Source organism: Pseudomonas sp. VI4.1 (assembly GCF_002029345.1).
Lineage (GTDB): Bacteria > Pseudomonadota > Gammaproteobacteria > Pseudomonadales > Pseudomonadaceae > Aquipseudomonas.
Genome location: NZ_MULM01000166.1, coordinates 16,681 through 35,429, shown reverse-complemented (window position 1 = coordinate 35,429; position 18,749 = coordinate 16,681). Strand labels below are relative to the sequence as shown.

The 18,749-nt window shown below is 58.5% G+C and carries 15 protein-coding genes and 2 pseudogenes; 7 read left to right on the top strand and 10 right to left on the bottom strand.

Translation table 11 applies throughout. The features are described 5' to 3' along the window. Positions 1–9: 9 nt before the first annotated feature. The gene (locus BZ163_RS20380; protein WP_168187388.1) at positions 10–447 is read left to right on the top strand and encodes a nuclear transport factor 2 family protein; all 438 of its coding nucleotides are present in this window, start codon (positions 10–12) and stop codon (positions 445–447) included. A gap of 397 nt (positions 448–844) precedes the next feature. Here the strand turns inward: BZ163_RS20380 and BZ163_RS20375 are convergent. From BZ163_RS20375 to BZ163_RS20360, 4 genes and pseudogenes are all read right to left on the bottom strand, one after another. Beyond that, positions 845–2,465 (bottom strand): annotated as a pseudogene (locus BZ163_RS20375) (acyl-CoA synthetase). Positions 2,466–2,586: 121 nt separating this feature from the next. Further along, the gene (gene gcvPB / locus BZ163_RS20370; protein ID WP_128872339.1) at positions 2,587–4,143 is read right to left on the bottom strand and encodes an aminomethyl-transferring glycine dehydrogenase subunit GcvPB; all 1,557 of its coding nucleotides are present in this window, start codon (positions 4,141–4,143) and stop codon (positions 2,587–2,589) included. Further along, the gene (gene gcvPA, locus BZ163_RS20365) at positions 4,140–5,543 is read right to left on the bottom strand and encodes an aminomethyl-transferring glycine dehydrogenase subunit GcvPA (protein ID WP_128872338.1); all 1,404 of its coding nucleotides are present in this window, start codon (positions 5,541–5,543) and stop codon (positions 4,140–4,142) included. The genes gcvPB and gcvPA overlap by 4 nt, the downstream gene beginning before the upstream one ends. Before the next feature lie 36 nt (positions 5,544–5,579). After that, a complete protein-coding gene (locus BZ163_RS20360; protein ID WP_256579070.1) occupies positions 5,580–6,632 on the bottom strand; it encodes an ATP-NAD kinase family protein in 1,053 nt (350 codons plus the stop codon). A 279-nt stretch (positions 6,633–6,911) separates the two neighbouring features. Here BZ163_RS20360 and BZ163_RS20355 point away from each other — a divergent pair, with 279 nt between their 5' ends. Beyond that, a complete protein-coding gene (locus BZ163_RS20355) occupies positions 6,912–7,544 on the top strand; it encodes a TetR/AcrR family transcriptional regulator (protein ID WP_128872337.1) in 633 nt (210 codons plus the stop codon). Here BZ163_RS20355 and BZ163_RS20350 read toward each other — a convergent pair. Then, the gene (locus BZ163_RS20350; protein ID WP_128872336.1) at positions 7,530–9,425 is read right to left on the bottom strand and encodes a sigma-54-dependent Fis family transcriptional regulator; all 1,896 of its coding nucleotides are present in this window, start codon (positions 9,423–9,425) and stop codon (positions 7,530–7,532) included. The two genes, BZ163_RS20355 and BZ163_RS20350, sit on opposite strands and share 15 nt — an antisense overlap. 244 nt (positions 9,426–9,669) lie before the next feature. Here BZ163_RS20350 and BZ163_RS20345 point away from each other — a divergent pair, with 244 nt between their 5' ends. Further along, entirely contained in the window at positions 9,670–11,493 is a 1,824-nt protein-coding gene (locus BZ163_RS20345) for an NAD(P)/FAD-dependent oxidoreductase (protein ID WP_128872335.1), read from the top strand. Between the two features lie 128 nt (positions 11,494–11,621). Here BZ163_RS20345 and BZ163_RS20340 read toward each other — a convergent pair whose 3' ends face one another. Further along, positions 11,622–12,299 carry a dTMP kinase gene (locus BZ163_RS20340; RefSeq protein ID WP_128872334.1) on the bottom strand — a complete coding sequence of 226 codons (678 nt, stop codon included), beginning with the start codon at positions 12,297–12,299 and terminating at the stop codon, positions 11,622–11,624. A gap of 237 nt (positions 12,300–12,536) precedes the next feature. Between BZ163_RS20340 and BZ163_RS20335 the strand changes: the two genes are divergently transcribed. Continuing rightward, the gene (locus BZ163_RS20335) at positions 12,537–13,502 is read left to right on the top strand and encodes an endonuclease (protein ID WP_128872333.1); all 966 of its coding nucleotides are present in this window, start codon (positions 12,537–12,539) and stop codon (positions 13,500–13,502) included. Between the two features lie 240 nt (positions 13,503–13,742). On the opposite strand, the gene BZ163_RS20330 is transcribed toward BZ163_RS20335, so the two are convergent. Both BZ163_RS20330 and BZ163_RS35825 read right to left on the bottom strand, forming a co-directional pair. After that, the gene (locus tag BZ163_RS20330; protein ID WP_128872332.1) at positions 13,743–13,982 is read right to left on the bottom strand and encodes a hypothetical protein; all 240 of its coding nucleotides are present in this window, start codon (positions 13,980–13,982) and stop codon (positions 13,743–13,745) included. A gap of 596 nt (positions 13,983–14,578) precedes the next feature. Continuing rightward, a pseudogene (locus BZ163_RS35825) lies at positions 14,579–14,740 on the bottom strand (general stress protein); the annotation flags it as partial. A 262-nt stretch (positions 14,741–15,002) separates the two neighbouring features. Here BZ163_RS35825 and BZ163_RS20320 point away from each other — a divergent pair. Together BZ163_RS20320 and gfa are read left to right on the top strand one after the other, a co-directional pair. Next, the gene (locus BZ163_RS20320; RefSeq protein ID WP_046817303.1) at positions 15,003–15,560 is read left to right on the top strand and encodes an ATP-dependent Clp protease proteolytic subunit; all 558 of its coding nucleotides are present in this window, start codon (positions 15,003–15,005) and stop codon (positions 15,558–15,560) included. A 92-nt stretch (positions 15,561–15,652) separates the two neighbouring features. Then, positions 15,653–16,231, top strand: coding sequence for an S-(hydroxymethyl)glutathione synthase (gene gfa / locus BZ163_RS20315; RefSeq protein WP_128872330.1), 579 nt, complete (start codon positions 15,653–15,655; stop codon positions 16,229–16,231). Positions 16,232–16,333: 102 nt separating this feature from the next. Here gfa and BZ163_RS20310 read toward each other — a convergent pair whose 3' ends face one another. Both BZ163_RS20310 and BZ163_RS20305 read right to left on the bottom strand, forming a co-directional pair. Then, the gene (locus BZ163_RS20310; RefSeq protein WP_128872329.1) at positions 16,334–16,675 is read right to left on the bottom strand and encodes a hypothetical protein; all 342 of its coding nucleotides are present in this window, start codon (positions 16,673–16,675) and stop codon (positions 16,334–16,336) included. A 246-nt stretch (positions 16,676–16,921) separates the two neighbouring features. Then, positions 16,922–17,383 carry a hypothetical protein gene (locus BZ163_RS20305; RefSeq protein ID WP_128872328.1) on the bottom strand — a complete coding sequence of 154 codons (462 nt, stop codon included), beginning with the start codon at positions 17,381–17,383 and terminating at the stop codon, positions 16,922–16,924. A gap of 424 nt (positions 17,384–17,807) precedes the next feature. Between BZ163_RS20305 and BZ163_RS20300 the strand changes: the two genes are divergently transcribed. Continuing rightward, positions 17,808–18,629, top strand: a complete 822-nt coding sequence (locus BZ163_RS20300; protein WP_128872327.1) for a DUF1206 domain-containing protein — start codon at positions 17,808–17,810, stop codon at positions 18,627–18,629. Positions 18,630–18,749: the final 120 nt, after the last annotated feature.

The window sequence follows — 18,749 nt, the reverse complement described above, 5'->3', positions numbered from 1 at the left end:
GGAGTTTTTATGATCGACCGCCTCACCGGATACCAGTCGCCGTCCATGATCACCGACACGGCAACCCGGGAATCTCTCAATGCGTTTATCACGAAGGTTCTGCAGGGGTTTTCCACCCCTGGCTCGGACGTCGCCAAGTACTTCGCCGATCCTGACGTCGCGATCGCCGGTTCAGGCCTGGACGAGTACTTCATGGGAGCCGAGGCCGTGCAGAATGGAGTGACTTGGGTGACCACCTTGAACATCCGCTGGGAACCGCGGCTTGTGGTGTCCTGGATGCGGGGAGACATTGCCTGGGCACAAATCCGCATCGACGGTCACACGATTGAAAACGAAGAGCCAACGGTCGTCCAATATGTTGCGACCGGGGTCTTCCAGCGCAAGGGTGACGGCTGGACCTGGCTGTATTGGGGTGGCAGTGAGCCGCAGAAAGATGCCCGGCTGTAGTCAGCTTGACGCTGTTCATCAACCCGTCATCAGGATTGCACCGGAGGCCAACGATGCCTTTTTTCAGAACGCATGCCTTTCATCTCGACGGTGCTTCTCTCGAGAAGTGCCGACCCGCCGATTTTTTTGCCTGCGATACCTTGATCCAAGAGGATGCTGGCGTTACGGAGTTCAATGAACTCCGCGAATTACCGACATCCCCTGCTCGCCCTCAACAATGTTCACCTGTGGCGTCCTCTGATTGCTGCTGAACGATAGCGGGAAGTTCCGCGCACTCAGTGGAACTCGATGGACCAATTCTTCATGTCCCCGGCACCTACGTTGCGGTGCCGGGGTGGGGCTGCTCCCGCCTATGTGCAACGTACGATCGAGACCGGTGTTTCCAAGCGCTCTCTTGTCAGAGAGCCTTGGCCCAGTCGCGCAGCAAATACTTCTGAATCTTGCCCGTCGAGGTTTTCGGTAACTCGCGGAAGACCACTGTCTTGGGCAGTTTGAATCCCGCCAGATGCTCACGGCAGAACTGAATGACGTCGGCCTCTCGTGTGCCCTCATGTCCGACCTTAAGCGTGATAAACGCGCAGGGTGTTTCACCCCATTTGTCATCCGGGCGCGCAACCACCGCCGCTTCCAGGACCGCAGGGTGGCGATAGAGGACGCCTTCGACTTCGATGGTGGAAATGTTCTCGCCGCCCGAGATGATGATGTCCTTGAGACGGTCCTTGATTTCGACATAGCCGTCAGGATGACGCACCGCCAGGTCGCCGGTATGGAACCAGCCGCCCTTGAAGGCTTCGGCTGTAGCTTCGGCGTTTTTCAGATAGCCCTTCATCACCGTATTACCGCGCATGAAAATCTCACCCATGCTGGCGCCGTCGCAAGGTACGGGTTCCAGGGTTAGCGGGTCGGCGACCATCAGCCCTTCGAGGGTCGGGTAGCGTACGCCCTGGCGTGACTTGATCTTCGTGCGTTCGTTCAGCGGCTGTTCATCCCAGTGCGCATGCCAGGCGCAAACCGTCACCGGGCCGTAAACCTCGGTCAGGCCGTAGACGTGCGTGATCTTGATGCCCATTTCCTCGACCGCACCAATGACCTTCGCTGGCGGTGCTGCACCCGCGACCATGGCATTGACCGGATGATCGATGGCGGTCTTCGCCGAGTCCGGCAGGTTGACCAGCGCATTGAGGACAATCGGCGCGCCACACAGGTGGCTGACCTTGTGCTCGTGAATCAGTGTGAGAATTTTTTGCGGGTCGACGACGCAGGAACACGTGAATCCCGGCCAACGCGGTGACGGTCCACGGGTAGCACCAGCCATTGCAGTGGAACATCGGCAACGTCCAGAGATACACCGGGTGGTTGCCCATGGCCCAGGTCATCTGATTGCCCAGGGAATTGAGGTAGGCGCCGCGGTGGTGATAAATCACGCCCTTGGGGTTACCGGTGGTACCGGAGGTGTAGTTGAGGGAAATAGCTTGCCACTCGTCGTCGGGCCATTGCCAGGCGAATTGCGGGTCGCCCTCAGCGAGAAACGCTTCGTAGTCCAGCGCGCTGACGGCACTGCCTTCGCCGTACTCCGGATCGTTCACATCCACCACCAGCGGCGGATTGGACAGTCCACTCAAGGCCTCACGGATCACCCCGTGGAACTCACGGTCGGTGATCAACACCTTGGCCTCGCCGTGCTCCAGCATAAAGGCAATGGCCTGCGCATCCAGGCGTATATTCAGGGTATTGAGAACCGCGCCGATCATCGGCACACCGAAGTGTGCTTCGAGCATCGCCGGGATGTTGGGCAGCATGACCGCCACCGTATCCCCCTTGCCGATGCCCCGCCCGCTGAGCGCACTGGCCAGGCGCATGCAGCGTTCATAGGTTTGTTGCCAGTTGCGCCGCACAGCGCCATGGATCACCGCCGGATACTGACCGTAGACAGAGGCCGTACGCTCGATGAAGCTCAGGGGAGAGAGGGCAATATGGTTGACTGACGAGGGCATCAGGCCCGTTTCGAAAATAGACATGACGTTTTCCTGTGGGGAAGTCGCCAGCCGTGTAGCGATGCTGGCAACCTCCGATGGCTGATTGTTAGCTCTGATCAGGTTTCGATAACGTCCCCGCCTCATCGGGGGACGCTGCAACGGCTCAGGCAGTCTGCTTGTTGTTTTTGCGCAGGTACGAGCGCCAGGTCATTGCCCAGTGTTGCGGGTCTTCCAGCGGCGCGCTTTTCATCCGGTGAATAGCTTGGTTATGCGGCGAGGTCTTGACGATCTCCGGGTTCGAATAGGCCTCGTCCGAAATGTGCGCGAGCACGGCGATCCAGGTATCCAGCGCCTCCTTGCCATACATTTCGCCCGCCTCGGGCGTGAAAGGCTCCGGCACCAACCACGGATGATGGCTGCTCCACATCGGATCAATGCCGAAATCGCTCATGCGATTCTGCACGTCGTGGACGTCGACCCCGGTGTCTTCCTTGAGTTGCTCAAGGCTGTAGCGCGTCATCTCCATTCGCGGACTCGTGGCTTCGGGGTGGGAACGGGTTACGCCGCGTATCGCCAGCAGACCTTTTTCCATGTAGTTGTTGGCCAGCACCGAGATATCGGACGCTTCGGCCATGCCATCCGCGCCCATGGCGCGCGACCAGGCGTAGGCCTTGAGGATGACGGGAACGTTGCCCCAGAACTCACGTATCTTGCCGGCGCTCTGCGGCCGATCGTAATCAAGGCTGTAGCGCTCACCGTCGAACGCCACCACCGGTGCCGGCAGGAACGGCGCGAGTTCCGCCGAACAACCATAGGCACCCACGGCCGGGCCGCCTACTCCACTTTTCGGTGCGCCGAATGTTTTGTGCAGCATGAACATGCACGCATCGAAACCGAGTTCGCGAGCACGAATCTTGGTCATCGCGCCGTTGAAGTTGGCGTGATCGTAGAAGCACAGGCCGCCTGCCTCGTGCACCACCCGCACCCACTCGCGTATTTCCAGGTTGTAGACGCCCATGTCATCGGGATTGTTCACCATCAGCGCTGCGGTGCGATCAGACACGGCGGCCTTGAGGGATTCGAGCGACGGGTAACCGTTCTCCTCGATCATCAACGTGATCACCTTGAACCCGGCCGCAGCGGCGGTCGCCGCACTGCTCGGGTGGGTCTGGATCGTGGTGATGATCTCGTCACGCTGTGCCAGTTCGCCACGGGACGCGTGGTAAGCACGTGTCACGGCGCAGTTGGTGTACGCCGCGTCGGCACCGCCACCCGCCTGGAAGATGAACTGATCCATCCCGGACAATTCGCGCAGGATCGTGTCCATGCCATGCACCACTTCCAACGCGCCTTGCAGGGTGTCCTCATCCTGATACGGATGCACATGAGTGATTTCCGGCCGCCAAGCCATCGCCTCGTTGATCTGCGCGTTGTACTTCATGGTGCAGGTGCCGAACAGGCTGATGTTCATCATGCCCAGAGTCTGCTGTGACAGGCGCAAATAGTGATACAGCACCTCGGGCTCGGACATTTCCGGCAATGCCGGTTTGCGCGTGCGGCGCATATTCGCGGGAATCAAGCCGTCGGCACTCCCGACAGCAGCTTGAACATCGGCTTCCACGTCAGAAAAAATCACTCCGCGACGGCCGGGATAGCCCATCTCCAGAATGACCGGTTCGCTCCAGACGGGAGCGTGGTATTCCTTGAGTGTTGTGTTCATTGTGCGATTACCTTTTTGAGTGCAGCGGTCAGACGCTCGAGATCTGCTTGAGTGTGAATCTCGGTGACGCAGTAAAGGGCGCTGGCGCCCAGCTCCGGGAAGTCCTGTGTCAGGTCTTTGCCGCCGAAGATCCCGAGTGCGAGAAGCCGCTTGTTGATGTCCTTCACACTGAGTCCGGTCGCGTCAAAATTCACCACGAATTCCTTGAAGAAACCGCTTGGAAACGTCACGCGCACGCCTGGAATGTCAGCCAGCAACTTCGTCGCATAGTGAGCTCGTTGCAGGATGACATTGCCCACGTCTTCAAAGCCCTGGGGACCCATCATTGCCATGTACACGGCATTGGCGATGGCCCACATGTACACCGAGTGTCCGGTCCAATCGTTTCCTTTATCACGCAAGCCGTATGACGATTGCTCGAACAGGCTCAGGCCAAAACCATATTCACCAGGTTTGGTGGTTTCGCCGATGCTGATGAACAGCGTTGGGTACTGGTGGGCATAAAGTTCTTCGTCGCGCGTCGCGATGAAACCGCTGACGCCGCCACCGCAATTCATATGCACCCCAAGCGGCTGCGTGGTACCCACCACGATGTCCGCTCCGAAATCGATCGGTGCGGCCAGCACGCCCAGCGAAATAGGGTCGACACCGACGATCACTTCGGCACCGGCAGCATGGGCAATGGCGGCAATCTCGGCGCCTTGCTGTTCGATCACCCCGAAGTAGGACGGCGTTTCGAAATAGACGGCAGCCGTTTGCTCGCCGATCGAGGCGCGAAGGTGATCAAGATCAAGCAAGCCGGTTGCCGGGTCATAGTCGACGAGGCGTACGACGATGTGGCTCGGCATGTCGATCGGTTCGCAGTAATTGCGAATGATCGACAGCCGCTCCGGGTCAATGGCGCGGACCACCGCCACCTCGTTGCGCCCGGTGATGCGCGTGGCCATGCGAATGGCGTGGCCCGCGGCGCAGCCCCAACTGCGCACGGGCAGCCCCACCAGGTCCATGTTCAGCAGCTCGCCGAGCTGGCTGCAGAACTCGAACCAGGCCTGGTTGCGGCCATGGTCGGAGCTTGGCTCGCCGAAAACCGAGGTCAGCCACTCGTTGCGGCGAACAACCTCGTCGCACGCGGCTGGAACGTGGTGCTGCCAGCAGCCGGCGCCCAGAAAGTTGAGGTTCTGCTCACACGTTTTGTTCTTCGACAGGGTTGTGACGAGATGCCGACGCAGTTCACTTTCGTTCAGTGCCGGCGGCAGGTTGATCGGACGTTGCAGGCGATGGCCTTCGGGAATTTGCTGGAACAGTTCCTCGATGCTGTCGACACCGATCGAGTCGAGCATCTCCTGTTTGAGTGCGGGAACAGAGTTCGCCATGTAGGGGTGGGCGACATGATTACTCATGGGGTTATCCTCGTTTTTTTCGGATGAAACAAATGATCAGGATCGAACCCTGAAAAAGACGGACCGGTCGGGTCCTGTGTGCACGCGTATATGGCCACTGAGCATGGCGTCGACTTCGGCGTCACCGGTGTCAACGCGCAGACAGCCGGCGTCGAGGGAAATGAGCTTGTCCATCGTGGCAATCACGATGATGTTTTCGCGCCCGGTGCGGCGGATCACCTCGGCGCTGATCTGCTGATTACCGCGTCCGAACAAGCTGCCATGGCCGCCAAGAACGCCGACGACGATCCGGGTCTCATGGCCTTCCATGAGGCAGATCAACGCTTGTTCGTTGAGGTCCGCGCCAACAAGCGCGCCGTCCATGACCGCGTCGACGCCAAGCAGGGTCGACGGCAAACCGAGTTCGGTCATCACCCGCCGCGTCGTGGTGCCGGGCCCCACCAGGTAAAGGCAACCTGTTTGCATCTGGCGGACGACCTGTCGGGCCACGGCGTCTAGCGCCAGGTTTTCATTGGGGACGGAACCGGCCTTGGCGTTTTGCACCAGGTGCCGCTCATGCGGACTCAGTGCATAGCCATACAGGCGCGCCGACGTCTGATCGCTGCGCATGGCTGCCTCATCGATGTCCATGACCTCGGCCTCGCGAAAGCGCACCTTGGACTCGCCGGCAATAACGCGTGCCGCGAGGCTCCCAGCGTTCTGCGGATTGGTCGCGAAGACGGCGGAATACATTTTCACGCCCGTCGGGATGCCGAGGATGGGTACTCGATCGCCGACCATTTCCAGCACGTCACGCGCGGTCCCATCGCCCCCGGCGAAAAGCAGCAGATCGACGCAGGCGTCTGCCATGACGAGGGCCGCCTTGCGAGTGTCTTCGGGGCGGCTCGATCCAGAGGATGGTCGGTATACGACGACAGGGTCGAGACCGGCGGCGCGAGCGACGTCTTCGCCCAGGTCCCCGGCGCCGGTTATCAATCGAAATGGCGTAGCCGAAGCCGAAGCCGCCAGACGCTTGAGCGCGAGAGTGGCCCGTTCGCTTGAGACCGGCGCGCGCCACGGCGTATCGCTCCTGCAGAACTTCAGGACCATCGGTGCCCTTCAAGCCCACACGCCCGCCCATGCCGGCGACAGGGTTGACAATCAGCCCGATGGTTTTGCCCTGGCTGGCGCCAAGGCGTGAGATATCGGAGTCGCGCTGCTCACCCATTGCTCGGTATCCTGTGCTGAGAGACGGCGTTTCAGAGCCAGAGCAGCACACTGCCCAGAGACATTGCATACGCCGCGTATGTCAGTCACAATACGACATACGCAGCGTATGTCAACTCACATACGTCGCGAATGTTAATTTTTTGATAAGGAAGAGGATCGATGGCGCAGAAGCGTGCGGACATGATTACCGAGACCCGCGGCAAGCTGATCAAGGCGGCGCGGGACGCATTCGCTGCGAAGGGCTATGCAGACAGTTCGATGGATGATCTGACCGCTAAAGCCGGGCTGACCCGTGGCGCGTTGTACCATCACTTCGGTGACAAGAAAGGTCTGTTACAGGCTGTCATCGCACAGATCGATGAAGAGATGTTGGCGCGACTGTCGGTCATCATCGCCGAGGCGAGCACGACCTGGGACGGCTTTATCGATGAATCCATCGCTTACATCAAGATGTCCCTGGAGCCGGAAATCCAGCGCATTGTGTTCCTCGACGGCCCGTCGGTGCTGGGCGACCCATCACAATGGCCAAGCCAGAATGCCTGTATCCGCAGCACTCAGCGCAGCATCCAGAAGCTGATCGATGAAGGCACGATCCGCGCGGTCAACACCGAAGCGACGGCACGCCTGATCATGGGCGCCCTGCTCGGTGCTTCCTTATGGATTGCCAATGCCGAGGATCCGCAAACGGCCTCCGAGCATGTAGCCGAAAGCTTCCTTGCATTGGCTTGCGGATTGCTGCTGGAGAACAAAACGGCGCGCGACGAGATCATCCGGCATTCAACCGGGCCGTGAAATACCGTGATGCCGCAGCTTGCGATAGAGCGTATTGCGGCTGATCCCCAGGCGGGCGGCAACATGGGCGATATGCCAGTGTTCCGCCTCAATCACGTCAGCCAGCGTCTGCCGCTCGGATACGCCAAGCGGATTCTCGGCCTGCGCGGCTGTCACTGGCGCTGCCGGCAGCAACTCCGCCAGGTCATCCAGAGTGACACGCCCCTCCAACGCCAACGCTACCAGTGTGCGCAGACACGTCCGCAGCTGCCGGACATTGCCTGGCCAAGGCTGCGCCAGCAAGCGCTCTCTGACGCCCGCCTCCAGCCGAACCCTGGTCCCTGCTGCCTCCTCGCGCAGCAACAGGTCGAGCAAACGGCCCTTGTCTGAACGCTCACGCAGCGGCGGGAGTTGCACGGCGAACCCGGCAATGCGATAGAACAGATCTTCGCGAAAGCGCCCTTCGGCCACACAGGCGGGCAGATCCTGGTGGCTGGCGCTGATAAGGCGTACGTCGAGCGGACGGGCCGTCGCGCCGCCTAACGGCACCACCTCACGTTCCTCCAGCACACGCAGCAGGCGAGTCTGTAACGCCAGTGGCATATCGGCGATCTCATCGAGAAATAGAATGCCGCCATGGGCCTGCTCCAGCTTGCCGATCATCCCGTCCTTGCGTGCGCCGGTGAAGCTGCCGCCGCGATAGCCGAACAGCTCGCTCTCGATCAGCGTTTCTGGAATGGCCGCGCAATTGATCGCCACAAACGGCTGGCTCGCTCGGGAGCTGGCGCGATGCAGCGCCGCCGCAAAAGCTTCTTTGCCGGTACCGGTTTCGCCCTGTAAAAACACCGGAACGTCACGCTCCAGAACGCGCAATGCGCGAGCAAAGCCGCGTTGCAGGCGCGGGTCTTCCAGGCACACGTGCACGTCGGTGATTTTGGGGATTGCGGGCGCGACTGAAGGCACCTGGCGCAAGGGTTCTCGCAACTGGCCGTAGAGCAGGCGTCCGTCCACCAGCCGCATTGGCCAACAGACACTCGGCTGAGCGCTGGCCTGACTGATCACTTGATCGATAGGTGTTTCCAGCAGCATCGTCAGGGATTGCCCAACCAACTGGTCACGGCTGAGGCCCAGCAGACTCAGCGCAGCATGATTGACTGAACAGATACGGGCGCTCTCGTCAAAACTGAGCAGACCTTCGCCCAACAGCCCGACGAAGCCGGCCTCCGGGTGGAAGCGCAGCAAGTACCGCTGCGGATCCTGCCCCAGGAAATAACAGCTCTCGATCAAATTGGCTGTCAGGTTGGTCAACGCCATGGCTTTGAAGTGCTGCTGCAGACTTTGTTCCTCTCGCACAGAAGAAAGGTTAAGCACCGCGAGCAACTCTCCGCTCGCATCAAATATCGGGCTGGCCGAACACGTCAAGCCGACGTGCTTGCCACGGAAATGTTGATCACGTCGGATGGTTACATGCTGTCGCTCGACCAGGCAGGTGCCGACACCGTTGGTGCCCTCGCAATCCTCGCTCCATACCGAACCAAGCCACAGTCCGGAACGCTGGAACTCGGCGCGTTCGGATTCGTTGAACACACTGTCGATCGCCACACCGCGGGCATCGGTGAGTAGCACCACGTGGCCGTCACGCCCGAGTTGCTGGTGCAAACTGCTCATCTGCCAGTGCGCCACGGAGATGATGTGTTCCAGTGGCGCGCGGTGATCCTGTAACCGTGGGTGCTCAACTACATTAGGCGCGCGGCGGCTGGCGGGATCGAGCTGATGCTGATCCAGGCAACGGCGCCAGGACCGTGTGATGGCCAGATCGGTCGTATGGCCAGGGCTGGCGAGAGTGCCCTGCACGGCTTGCAGCACTTGTTGTGCATGGGCGTTGATCAAGGCCGGCTTCATGGTTCTTGTTCTCCGCTACGGTCAGGACACGGGGCTGTTCGCAGCTTATATGAAAAACCTGCAAGCAGCGCTCTTTGCGCTGCGTGACACTCTGTCACCCGCCATTCTCGGAATCGTGACACAGATCCGAGTCATAGCCTGAGCAGTACTGCCGCAGCCGCTCTGCAACAGGGCTTTCACGAACATGGCCCGGGCTTTGCTCTAGGGCAAGTTGTGACAAAAACAACAAGAACGGAGAAGCCCCATGAACATCGCTATCGAAACTCCTCTGCAAACGCCAACTGAGCAGCTCGCGGCTTGGGTCGAAAACCTCAACGCGTGTCTCGCCCAACGTGATCTGGACGGCGCACTCGAACTATTTGCCGAAGAGTGTTACTGGCGCGACCTGCTGCTGTTCAGCTGGAACCTGGTGACCTTGGAAGGTAAGCCTGCCATCCGGGACATGCTCGAAACACGCCTGGACCAGACTCGTCCCGAGCAATGGAAAGTGGAAGGCGAGGCGACGCTGAATAACGGTGTGCTCGAAGGTTGGATCAGCCTGGAAACCGACGCGGCGCGAGGTAAAGGCTACGTGCGCCTGAAGGAAGGCCTGTGCTGGACGCTGCTGACGACCATGCGTGAACTCAAAGGTTTTGAAGAACCTAGTGGCCGCCGCAGGCCGATGGGTGCCAGTCATGGTCACGCCCACGCCGACAAACGCAACTGGCTGGAGCGTCGACGCGACGAAGAAGCTTCGCTGGGCATCACCACCCAACCTTACTGCCTGATCGTGGGCGGCGGCCAAGGGGGGTTGGGGCTCGCTGCGCGACTCAAGCGAATGGGCGTGCCAACCCTGATCGTCGACAAGGCCGAGCGTCCGGGCGATCAGTGGCGCGGTCGCTACAAGTCGCTGTGTCTGCACGACCCTGTCTGGTATGACCATATGCCTTACCTGCCCTTCCCCGATCACTGGCCTGTCTTCACCCCAAAGGACCAGATTGGCGACTGGCTGGAAATGTACACCAAAGTCATGGAGCTCAATTATTGGCCGCGTACCGAATGCGTGAGCGCCAGCTTTGACGAGCAAAGTGGCACCTGGAAGGTTGAAGTGCAGCGCGATGGCGAGCGTGTGACTTTACGGCCGACCCAGTTGATCCTCGCCACCGGCATGTCCGGTGTACCCAATGTTCCCGCTTATCCGGGTGCCGAGGGATTCAATGGCCAGCAGCATCATTCCAGTCGCCATCCCGGCGGAGACGCCTGGAGTGGCAAGCGCGCGGTGGTCATCGGTGCGAACAATTCGGCTCACGATATCTGCGCCGACCTGGTGGAGAACGGCGCCGAGGTGACCATGGTGCAACGCTCGAGCACCCACATCGTGCGTTCCGACAGTTTGATGGATCTGGTCTTCGGCGGGCTCTACTCGGAAGACGCGCTGGAGACGGGTTTGACCACGGACAAGGCCGACATGCTGTTCGCCTCGATCCCCTACAAGGTCTTGCCGAGCTTTCATCAACCAGTCTTTGAAGCGATCAAGGAGCGTGACAAGGACTTGTACGGCCGCTTGTCCGAGGCCGGCTTCATGCTCGACTTCGGTGACGACGACTCGGGTCTTTTCATGAAATACGTGCGCCGTGGCTCTGGGTACTACATCGACGTCGGTGCCTCGGAACTGATCGCCAACGGCACGATCAAGCTCAAGAGCGCGCCTGGCCTGGGTGTCGACCGCATCGAAGCCGATGCCGTCGTACTCAACGATGGCAGCCGACTGCCGGCAGATTTGATCGTGTACGCCACGGGCTATGGCTCAATGAATGGTTGGGCGGCGAAGCTGATCTCCCAGGAAGTGGCTGACAAGGTCGGCCGCTGCTGGGGCTTGGGCTCTGGAACCACGAATGACCCTGGCCCCTACGAGGGCGAACTGCGGAACATGTGGAAGCCGACACAGCAGGAAAACCTCTGGTTCCACGGTGGCAACCTGCATCAGTCACGGCATTATTCGCTGTATCTGGCGCTGCAGTTAAAGGCACGCTTCGAAGGCATCGACACATCCGTCTACGGCCTTGCCGAGAGTCACCACACTGGCTGAGTCAATTGGCGCCCAGCCTTGGTTGGGCGCCTCTCCACCCTGCCCCGGAGGCATTCCGGACGAAGTGCTGCAGGCGCTTGGACGGGATGTCGGCGACACTACGGCGACAAATCACCCCTTCGATCCTGCTAACGGTCTATATCTACGGCTATCTCAACCGCATCAAGGCCGGCGCAGCGAACTTCGCCTACAGGGCAGCGAAGCACTTTATAGATCTCGGAAACCACCTGCATCGTTGCGTCTTCGATCGTGCCCTCATTACGGCATAAAACCCAGCCGTGATCTGCAATCGCTCGCTCGAACGCCTCGGTACAAGCGACCTGTTCTTCCAGGTTATGGATCACCGTACTGCCCAACCCACGAGAGCGTGCCGTGGCCCTCGCCCATGATATTTCAGGGGCGGTGACAACCCCGACATGCAGGTCTGGCACTCGCACGTTTCGATCGATGTTCAACTGCAGGATCTCTGCGAACGGGACTATCCGGCGAAACGCGGCATCAGACGGGTACCAGCGATCGATCAGGATGATGCTGTCCGTTGGCTGTTTAACCAATACGCGCTGGGAAATCCAGGCACGGCTATCAGCAAAGCGCTCACAAACTCTCAACTCCAACGCCCGGCTGGGATTTCTGACGAGTGTGTTGACGAGGGCCATTGTTTCACCCCTAAAGGGATCGCTTTTACTCTCGCAAAGGCGGATCACCTTGTTGTTGTCTGCCCTCAGAACTTTGGTAACGGCCTCCAACAGTGTGGTTTTGCCGGTTCCCTTGGGCCCATCCAGGGAAACAAACAGCGGGCGATTCATTCTTCAAACAACGATTGGCATATGGTTTTACCAAGACTCGATTCGTTCAATAGCATCTTGTTTCCTTAACCAGGAGGGAGGGCTCTTATGAACAGACGATGATGAACATTCTAACCTGAAGGCACGCCCTTCCAGCGATTGCTGGATGCGATATGCCATCCCAGCTCCCCCGTTCTCCATCGGCAGCCGTCAACTCGTGCGTATAATGCGTTTCCTTTCAATCGCTTAAGCTGTCCAATGAAAAAACTGCTTGCCGTATTGGCACTGACCCTCTCGATCATCACCCCCGCTTTTTCAAGCCCTCCATCGACCTTTTCCGAAGCCAAGGTCGTCGCAAAGCAAAAGATCTACCTCGACCAGGCGAACAGTGCCTTTGGCGAGTTGTATTGTGGCTGCAAGTGGACATGGGTAGGTAAGTCGGGTGGCCGGATTGACGCTGAATCCTGCGGCTATCAAACCAGGAAACAACAGAGCCGTGCTGAACGCACTGAGTGGGAACACATCGTTCCTGCCTGGACATTCGGTCATCAACGCCAATGCTGGCAGAACGGTGGTCGAGAGTACTGCGTAGACGATGATCCGGTTTTTCGGGCAATGGAGGCCGACCTGTTCAACCTCTATCCATCCGTTGGCGAGGTGAACGGCGACCGGAGCAATTTCAACTACGGTATGGCTTCCGGCGTGGCGCCGCAGTATGGGCAGTGCAAAACACGAGTCGATTTCGACCAACGATCGGCGGAACCGCGTGACGAGGTCAAGGGGCTGGTCGCCAGGACAACCTTTTACATGTTCGACCGATACGATCTGAACATGTCTCGTCAGCAGCAACAGCTCCTGATGGCCTGGGACAAACAGCACCCCGTTTCGGCTTGGGAGAAAGAGCGTGACCGGCGCATTGCGGCAATCATGGGGTATTCCAACCCGTTCGTAACCGGTGACCGTCGATGGACGCAAGGATACAAGACGGTGGGTGATGGAATGGTTAGCGCCATTCCTGTGAATCCCCCGCGAGCAGCAGCCCCGCCGTCCCTGGTGAGCACAAGCAGAGCAGGTGCGATCATTGGCAATCGGAAAAGCCAGATCTATCACCTTTCAATGGGGTGCCCTGGTTATGCTCAGGTGTCGGCGAAAAACCAGATAGCTTTTGATTCTGAACCTGCAGCCCAGGCGGCGGGGTATCGGAAAGCGGGCAACTGTAAATAGCTGCAGTAGCGTTTCGGGAATCCGCGGAGTGTCCGGCGTCACGCCGAGCCGGGCCTCAGCGGCTCGTGCGCAGATAAGACGGCGCCGACTATCGCAGCCCGGCTCATCACTAATGCGACGAGACATAGCTTGATGGCGTGGACGATGCAGGCAACGCATAGGTCGCCTTCATCCATTCGACCTCGGATGGTGAAGTGGCCCTGAATTGGGCGCTGGAAGGCTACTCATGGCAATGAGCGCCTATCGATCGAGTTGCACCTCCGGTTCGCAATGGACGATTTGCAGCCGTTCCATGTTGCGCCGCTGGCACTCATACTCCGCCTCTGCTCGGGTCTGATAGGTGGTCTGCAGCCGCAGCTTTTTCTCATTGTCGTAGAGGTTAAAACCTACGCTCGCGTTTTTACAGTAAGAGCGCGTTCCGTTTCGCATGGATTCCGTATCCGTGGGCAATGCAGGAACAACACCGAATCTCAAGGCCATCTTCACGTCCTCTTCGAACTCACCGTCGAGTTACTCTAACTACTAACTAATAACTATTAGCGGCTACGGGCAACTACAGCAAGTAATGTCCCTGCTGATCCGATGAATAGCTCGAGCTTGCGCATATGGCCTCGACGGCACATGAAAAACTCAGATGCGAAAATAGCTGTTCTTGTACCCGGCTTGCCTTGACGACCCTATGAATGGCGGTTAGCACGTACCTGAATGCCCATCATCGGAAGGGCTCGACACCCGGATCTCAATATTGGCCGGCAATATCGAAATCAAGCCCCGAAAGATTCGGGGCTTGATAGGGTCAGACGGCATCAGGATTTGCGTCCTCCACCGTCGCTCATCCCACCATCCTTGCGTCCCATTTCAGAGGAATTATCGCGGTCATCGGCGAGATTGCCGCCGCTCCCGCTTCCTTTCCCACCGCTGGACGATTGGTCAGCCTTGTTGGACTGTTGTCCGCCGGAAGCCTGGCCACCTTTTTGGCCTGGTTTGGACATGTTTTCTTTATCGTCGGCAAATTCCCCTCCGCGATTCGTACCCTGCCCGCCTCCGGACATGCGATCGCTATCGCGCGATTGTTGTCCGCCGGAAGCCTGACCACCTTTCTGGCCTGCTTCAGACGCGCGTTGTGGATCGTTGGCAAAATTTCCGCCAGAGGCTTCTCCACCTTTCTTACCGGCTTCGGAAGCCTTGTCTGGGTCATTGGAAAAATTGCCTGGATTTTTGTTTCCTGTATTGGCCATTTTCGTTCACCTCTACATCGTTGGCACGAGCATGGGCTCGTCTAGTTCGGAGGACGCACAAAACAGAAAGTTTGAACGGAAATATTGGACTCGCGACGAGTGGATTCGGGCATTTGGTTCCATTGCAAATGCGCGCATTCGATGGACGGCGGGAGCGTCATGGAGAGGCTGCTTACGTCGGATTTCGGATCAAATGATCGATGTTTTACTACACTGAATAACTCGTAGAGTCCTCCATGCATCACACCCAGGAGGTCAATCGATGACTGAACACATCGTGCATTTCCATTGCCAGATCGATCAGGGAACGACCGAGCGCTTCCGGGACTGTTGCCTGGAAGCCATCGATCAAGGCGCCACCTCCTTGCTCCTCAATCTGTCTACAAGCGGGGGTAGCACTAACTTTGGCTTCACCCTCTACACGTTCCTGAAGTCATTGCCGGTACCGCTATGCGCGATCAACGCGGGCAACATCGAGTCCATGGGCATCATCATGTTTTTGGCGGCAGGCCGACGTATCACCTCGCCCCACTCACGCTTCCTGATTCACCCGATGAATTGGTACTTCAGCCAAAAATCAGTCGACCATCAGCGCCTGCGTGAATACCTGTCGAGCCTGGACAACGACCTCGCGCGTTACGTGCAGATTTTCACACTCGAAACAGCTGACGCAGAGACCAAGCTCGATATTTTTCATTGCCTTTCAGCGGAGGAAAAAGTCATCGCAGCACATGAGTCTCTGGCTTATGGCATTGCTCATGAGATGAAGCAGATGATGTTTGCAGATGATGTCAAACATTGGAAAGTCAGCGGAGGATGAACCGAGCCCATTTCGTTCCTGACTCAGAGGACGTGTCGAACCGCTCCGCTAAATGTTCATATAAAAACGATTTGAAGAAAGGAGAAGCCAACGTGAGCACCTTGAAACTTCACCCTGCACTGGACAATGGTCTCCAACCCGCTGCCGCGAACTTCACCGGTGGCACCCTGCAATGCCTGTGTGCGACCGACAAGGTCGAGGTCAGGATCGACGCACAAACCCTGCATAACCATGCGTGCGGCTGCAGTAAATGCTGGAAACCGCAAAACGCGATATTCTCCGTCGTTGCCGTCGTCCCTCGGGATAAGGTCAGCGTCACGGCCCACGGTGAAAAACTGCAAATCGTCGACGAAGCCGCCACCATCCAGCGCCACGCCTGCAAGCAGTGCCATGCCCATCTCTTCGGGCGCATCGAGAACAAGGACCATGCGTTTTATGGCCTGGACTTCGTCCACACCGAGCTCTCTCCCCAAAGCGGATGGGCGGCGCCGGGCTTCGCGGCGTTCGTGTCCTCCATCATCGAGACCGGCACGCCGCCAGCGCAAATGAAGGCGATCCGTGAACGCCTGCGCTCGATCGGCCTGGAGCCCTATGACTGCCTGTCGCCGGACTTGATGGATGCTCTGGCGACCCATGTCGCGAAACAGAAAGGCCTGCTCCCCTCCTCCTGACGGGCAGATAAAAAAGCCCCGCAACCGAATGCGGTGCGGGGCAAGGATGGGTTGGTTGCGGCCAACCAAAGGAGCTCTATGCAAAGCCTTTACGTTGCGGGCTCAGATGCAATCCTGGGCGGCACGTTCGAAACTTGAAGGCAGGAAGTTCGTGGCCAGCAAATGCCGCTCGTAGATGAACACCTTGCCGCCGTTCCCGGCCTTGTAGGCTTCCAGCACGTTGTCCGCGGAAATTTTGCTCGGCACCACGATCCGGTAGCTGCGCGGGGTCTGCGAGACAGTCGGGTTCAACGCACTGCCCTGCAATTTCGGTACGACGCAGTCGGCGTATTGGGCGGGCGTCTTGCTGGTCTGCAAGGTCAGTGTCGGATCGTTCGGCGCGGAGGCACAACCGGCAAGCAACACAGAGGCAAACGCCATGGCAGGTACGATTAAAGGGCGCATCGGTCTCATCCTGAAAAAAAGGTTCGGTTCATCCCGCAACGGAACTGCATCATTCGATGGCCGCGATTCTCCAACTATTACCGACAAAGCAGAACTTGTGTTTCGTAATGGTCACTATCACTTCCAGCAATAGTTGCGCGCCGTGCAGACGGCGTGCGCAAAAATCGCGAACAAGGAGCCTGAAATGATTGTGTGCGAGATAGAGAAAACCCTATCTCGCCACACGGGTGTCGGCGCCACCCACTTTCAGCCCTGGGCTTTGCTCATTTTGGTGAACAGTTCGGTCGGCACTTTCTTGCCGTTGCTGGTGAACTGGTTGGTGCGGAATTTGTAGACCTCGCCTTCGGAGAGGAAACCGTCGTTGTTGGTGTCCATCGCCTTGAATTCCCCGGCGCCCTGGGGGGCCACGGTCAGCAACTCTTTCAGGGACACGCGGCCGTCGTCGTCGGTGTCGGTACGGGCGAAGGACGCGTCGCCGCATTTGCCTTCACCGCACTTGCCTTCGCCGGCCTTGGTGACCTTGGCCCCGGTTTCGCTGGCGCCGCACTTGCCTTCGCCACACTTGCCTTCACTGGTCTTTTCCGCCGCGGCGAGTTGGTAGCCTTGGGGCAGTGCGTCAGCGGCGAAGACGGACGATGCGAGGTTCATGCTGCCGACCAGTGCGACAGCGATCAGGCCGATACGGGATTTGTTCGAGATAGAGGACATGGATATTTCTCCGGATACTGTGTGCGGTGAGGCCGCTCAGGGTCATGCCGCCAGGGCGATAAGCCGTGGTGCGAGGTGCGTTTGCTTTCTCGCTGAGGCCAGGCTATTTGACTGCCGCCATGTATCCCGGATGTATCCGGATCGAGGGGCATTTGTACGCCAGCATCCGTACAGGGGGTTCAGATACACAGCGATACACATGTCCCGCTCTTTTTAACCTGGTGGCCTGAGCGACTTCTCGATCCGATGCAACTTTCATCGCGATACCCTGCTGGCATTGGCCGAAATGCTCGCATCCGCAGGCCTTGAACGGCTCGCAATCAACCGCCGAGCATTTGTGGCCGCTACGCTGTCCTGACCTTCAATCGAACCCCTCCCGACCAGATAGGTCTGTTCCTGTATACCTTCTTTGGAATTAGACCCTATGTCTGTGCAACAGAGCCTTGTCGTAGTCGCACGAAGTGGTTATGCCGCTCGAGGCGCTCTTTATCTGATCATAGGTATTTTCGCTCTGCTGGCGGCTATCGACTCGACCAAACCAAAGGATAGTCACAGGAGCCTGGAAGCGTTGCTCAGCCAGCCGTTCGGCTACGTTTTGGTCGGACTGGTGGTGGCTGGTCTGCTCGCCTTCGCCGCTTGGCGAGTGTTGCAGGCAACACGCGACGTTGATCATCACGGTAACGAAATGAAGGGGTTGGTCATCCGTGCAGGTTTGTTGGCGGGTGGTGTAGTCAACGGCGCGCTGGCGTTTTTTGCCTTGGGCCTGCTCATTAGCGGTATCAGAAGCTCGGGCAATTCCGGAGGTGGGCAAACCAAGGATTTACTCGCGTTTCTGTTGTCCTGGGAACACTCGAATTTACTGGTGTACCTGGTCGCACTCGTACCACTTGGCGTCGGCATTGCTCACATCATCAAGGGCTGGAAGGCGACATTCGAGCAATATTTCGAAGCTGACGAAGATGTTATGCGGTACGTCCGACCGGTGTCTCAATTCGGCCTGATCGCCCGTGGCGTCGTCTTTATCCAGATTGCTCTGCTGCTGATGATCAGCGGCTCGAAATACAAAGCCATGGATCCGCCGGGCATGAAGGAGGCTCTCGATGCTCTCCAGAACCTGCCGGCGGGAGGTTTGATTTTAATGGTGATGGCCTTGGGGATGATCGCCTTTTCGGTCTACAGCTTTTCCGAAGCTGCTTGGCGCAAGATCAACATGGATGTACCTGGAGTATCGAGCTCCAGGAAATGACGACGGCGAGGACTGCAGGTCGTCCGAGAAGACAGAAACACGCCATTCGCCGTAGCAAATCCCGTTCGGACAAGTGCCTCTTCACCGGCGAAATCGGGTTGGAACTTTCAAGCGCCGCTG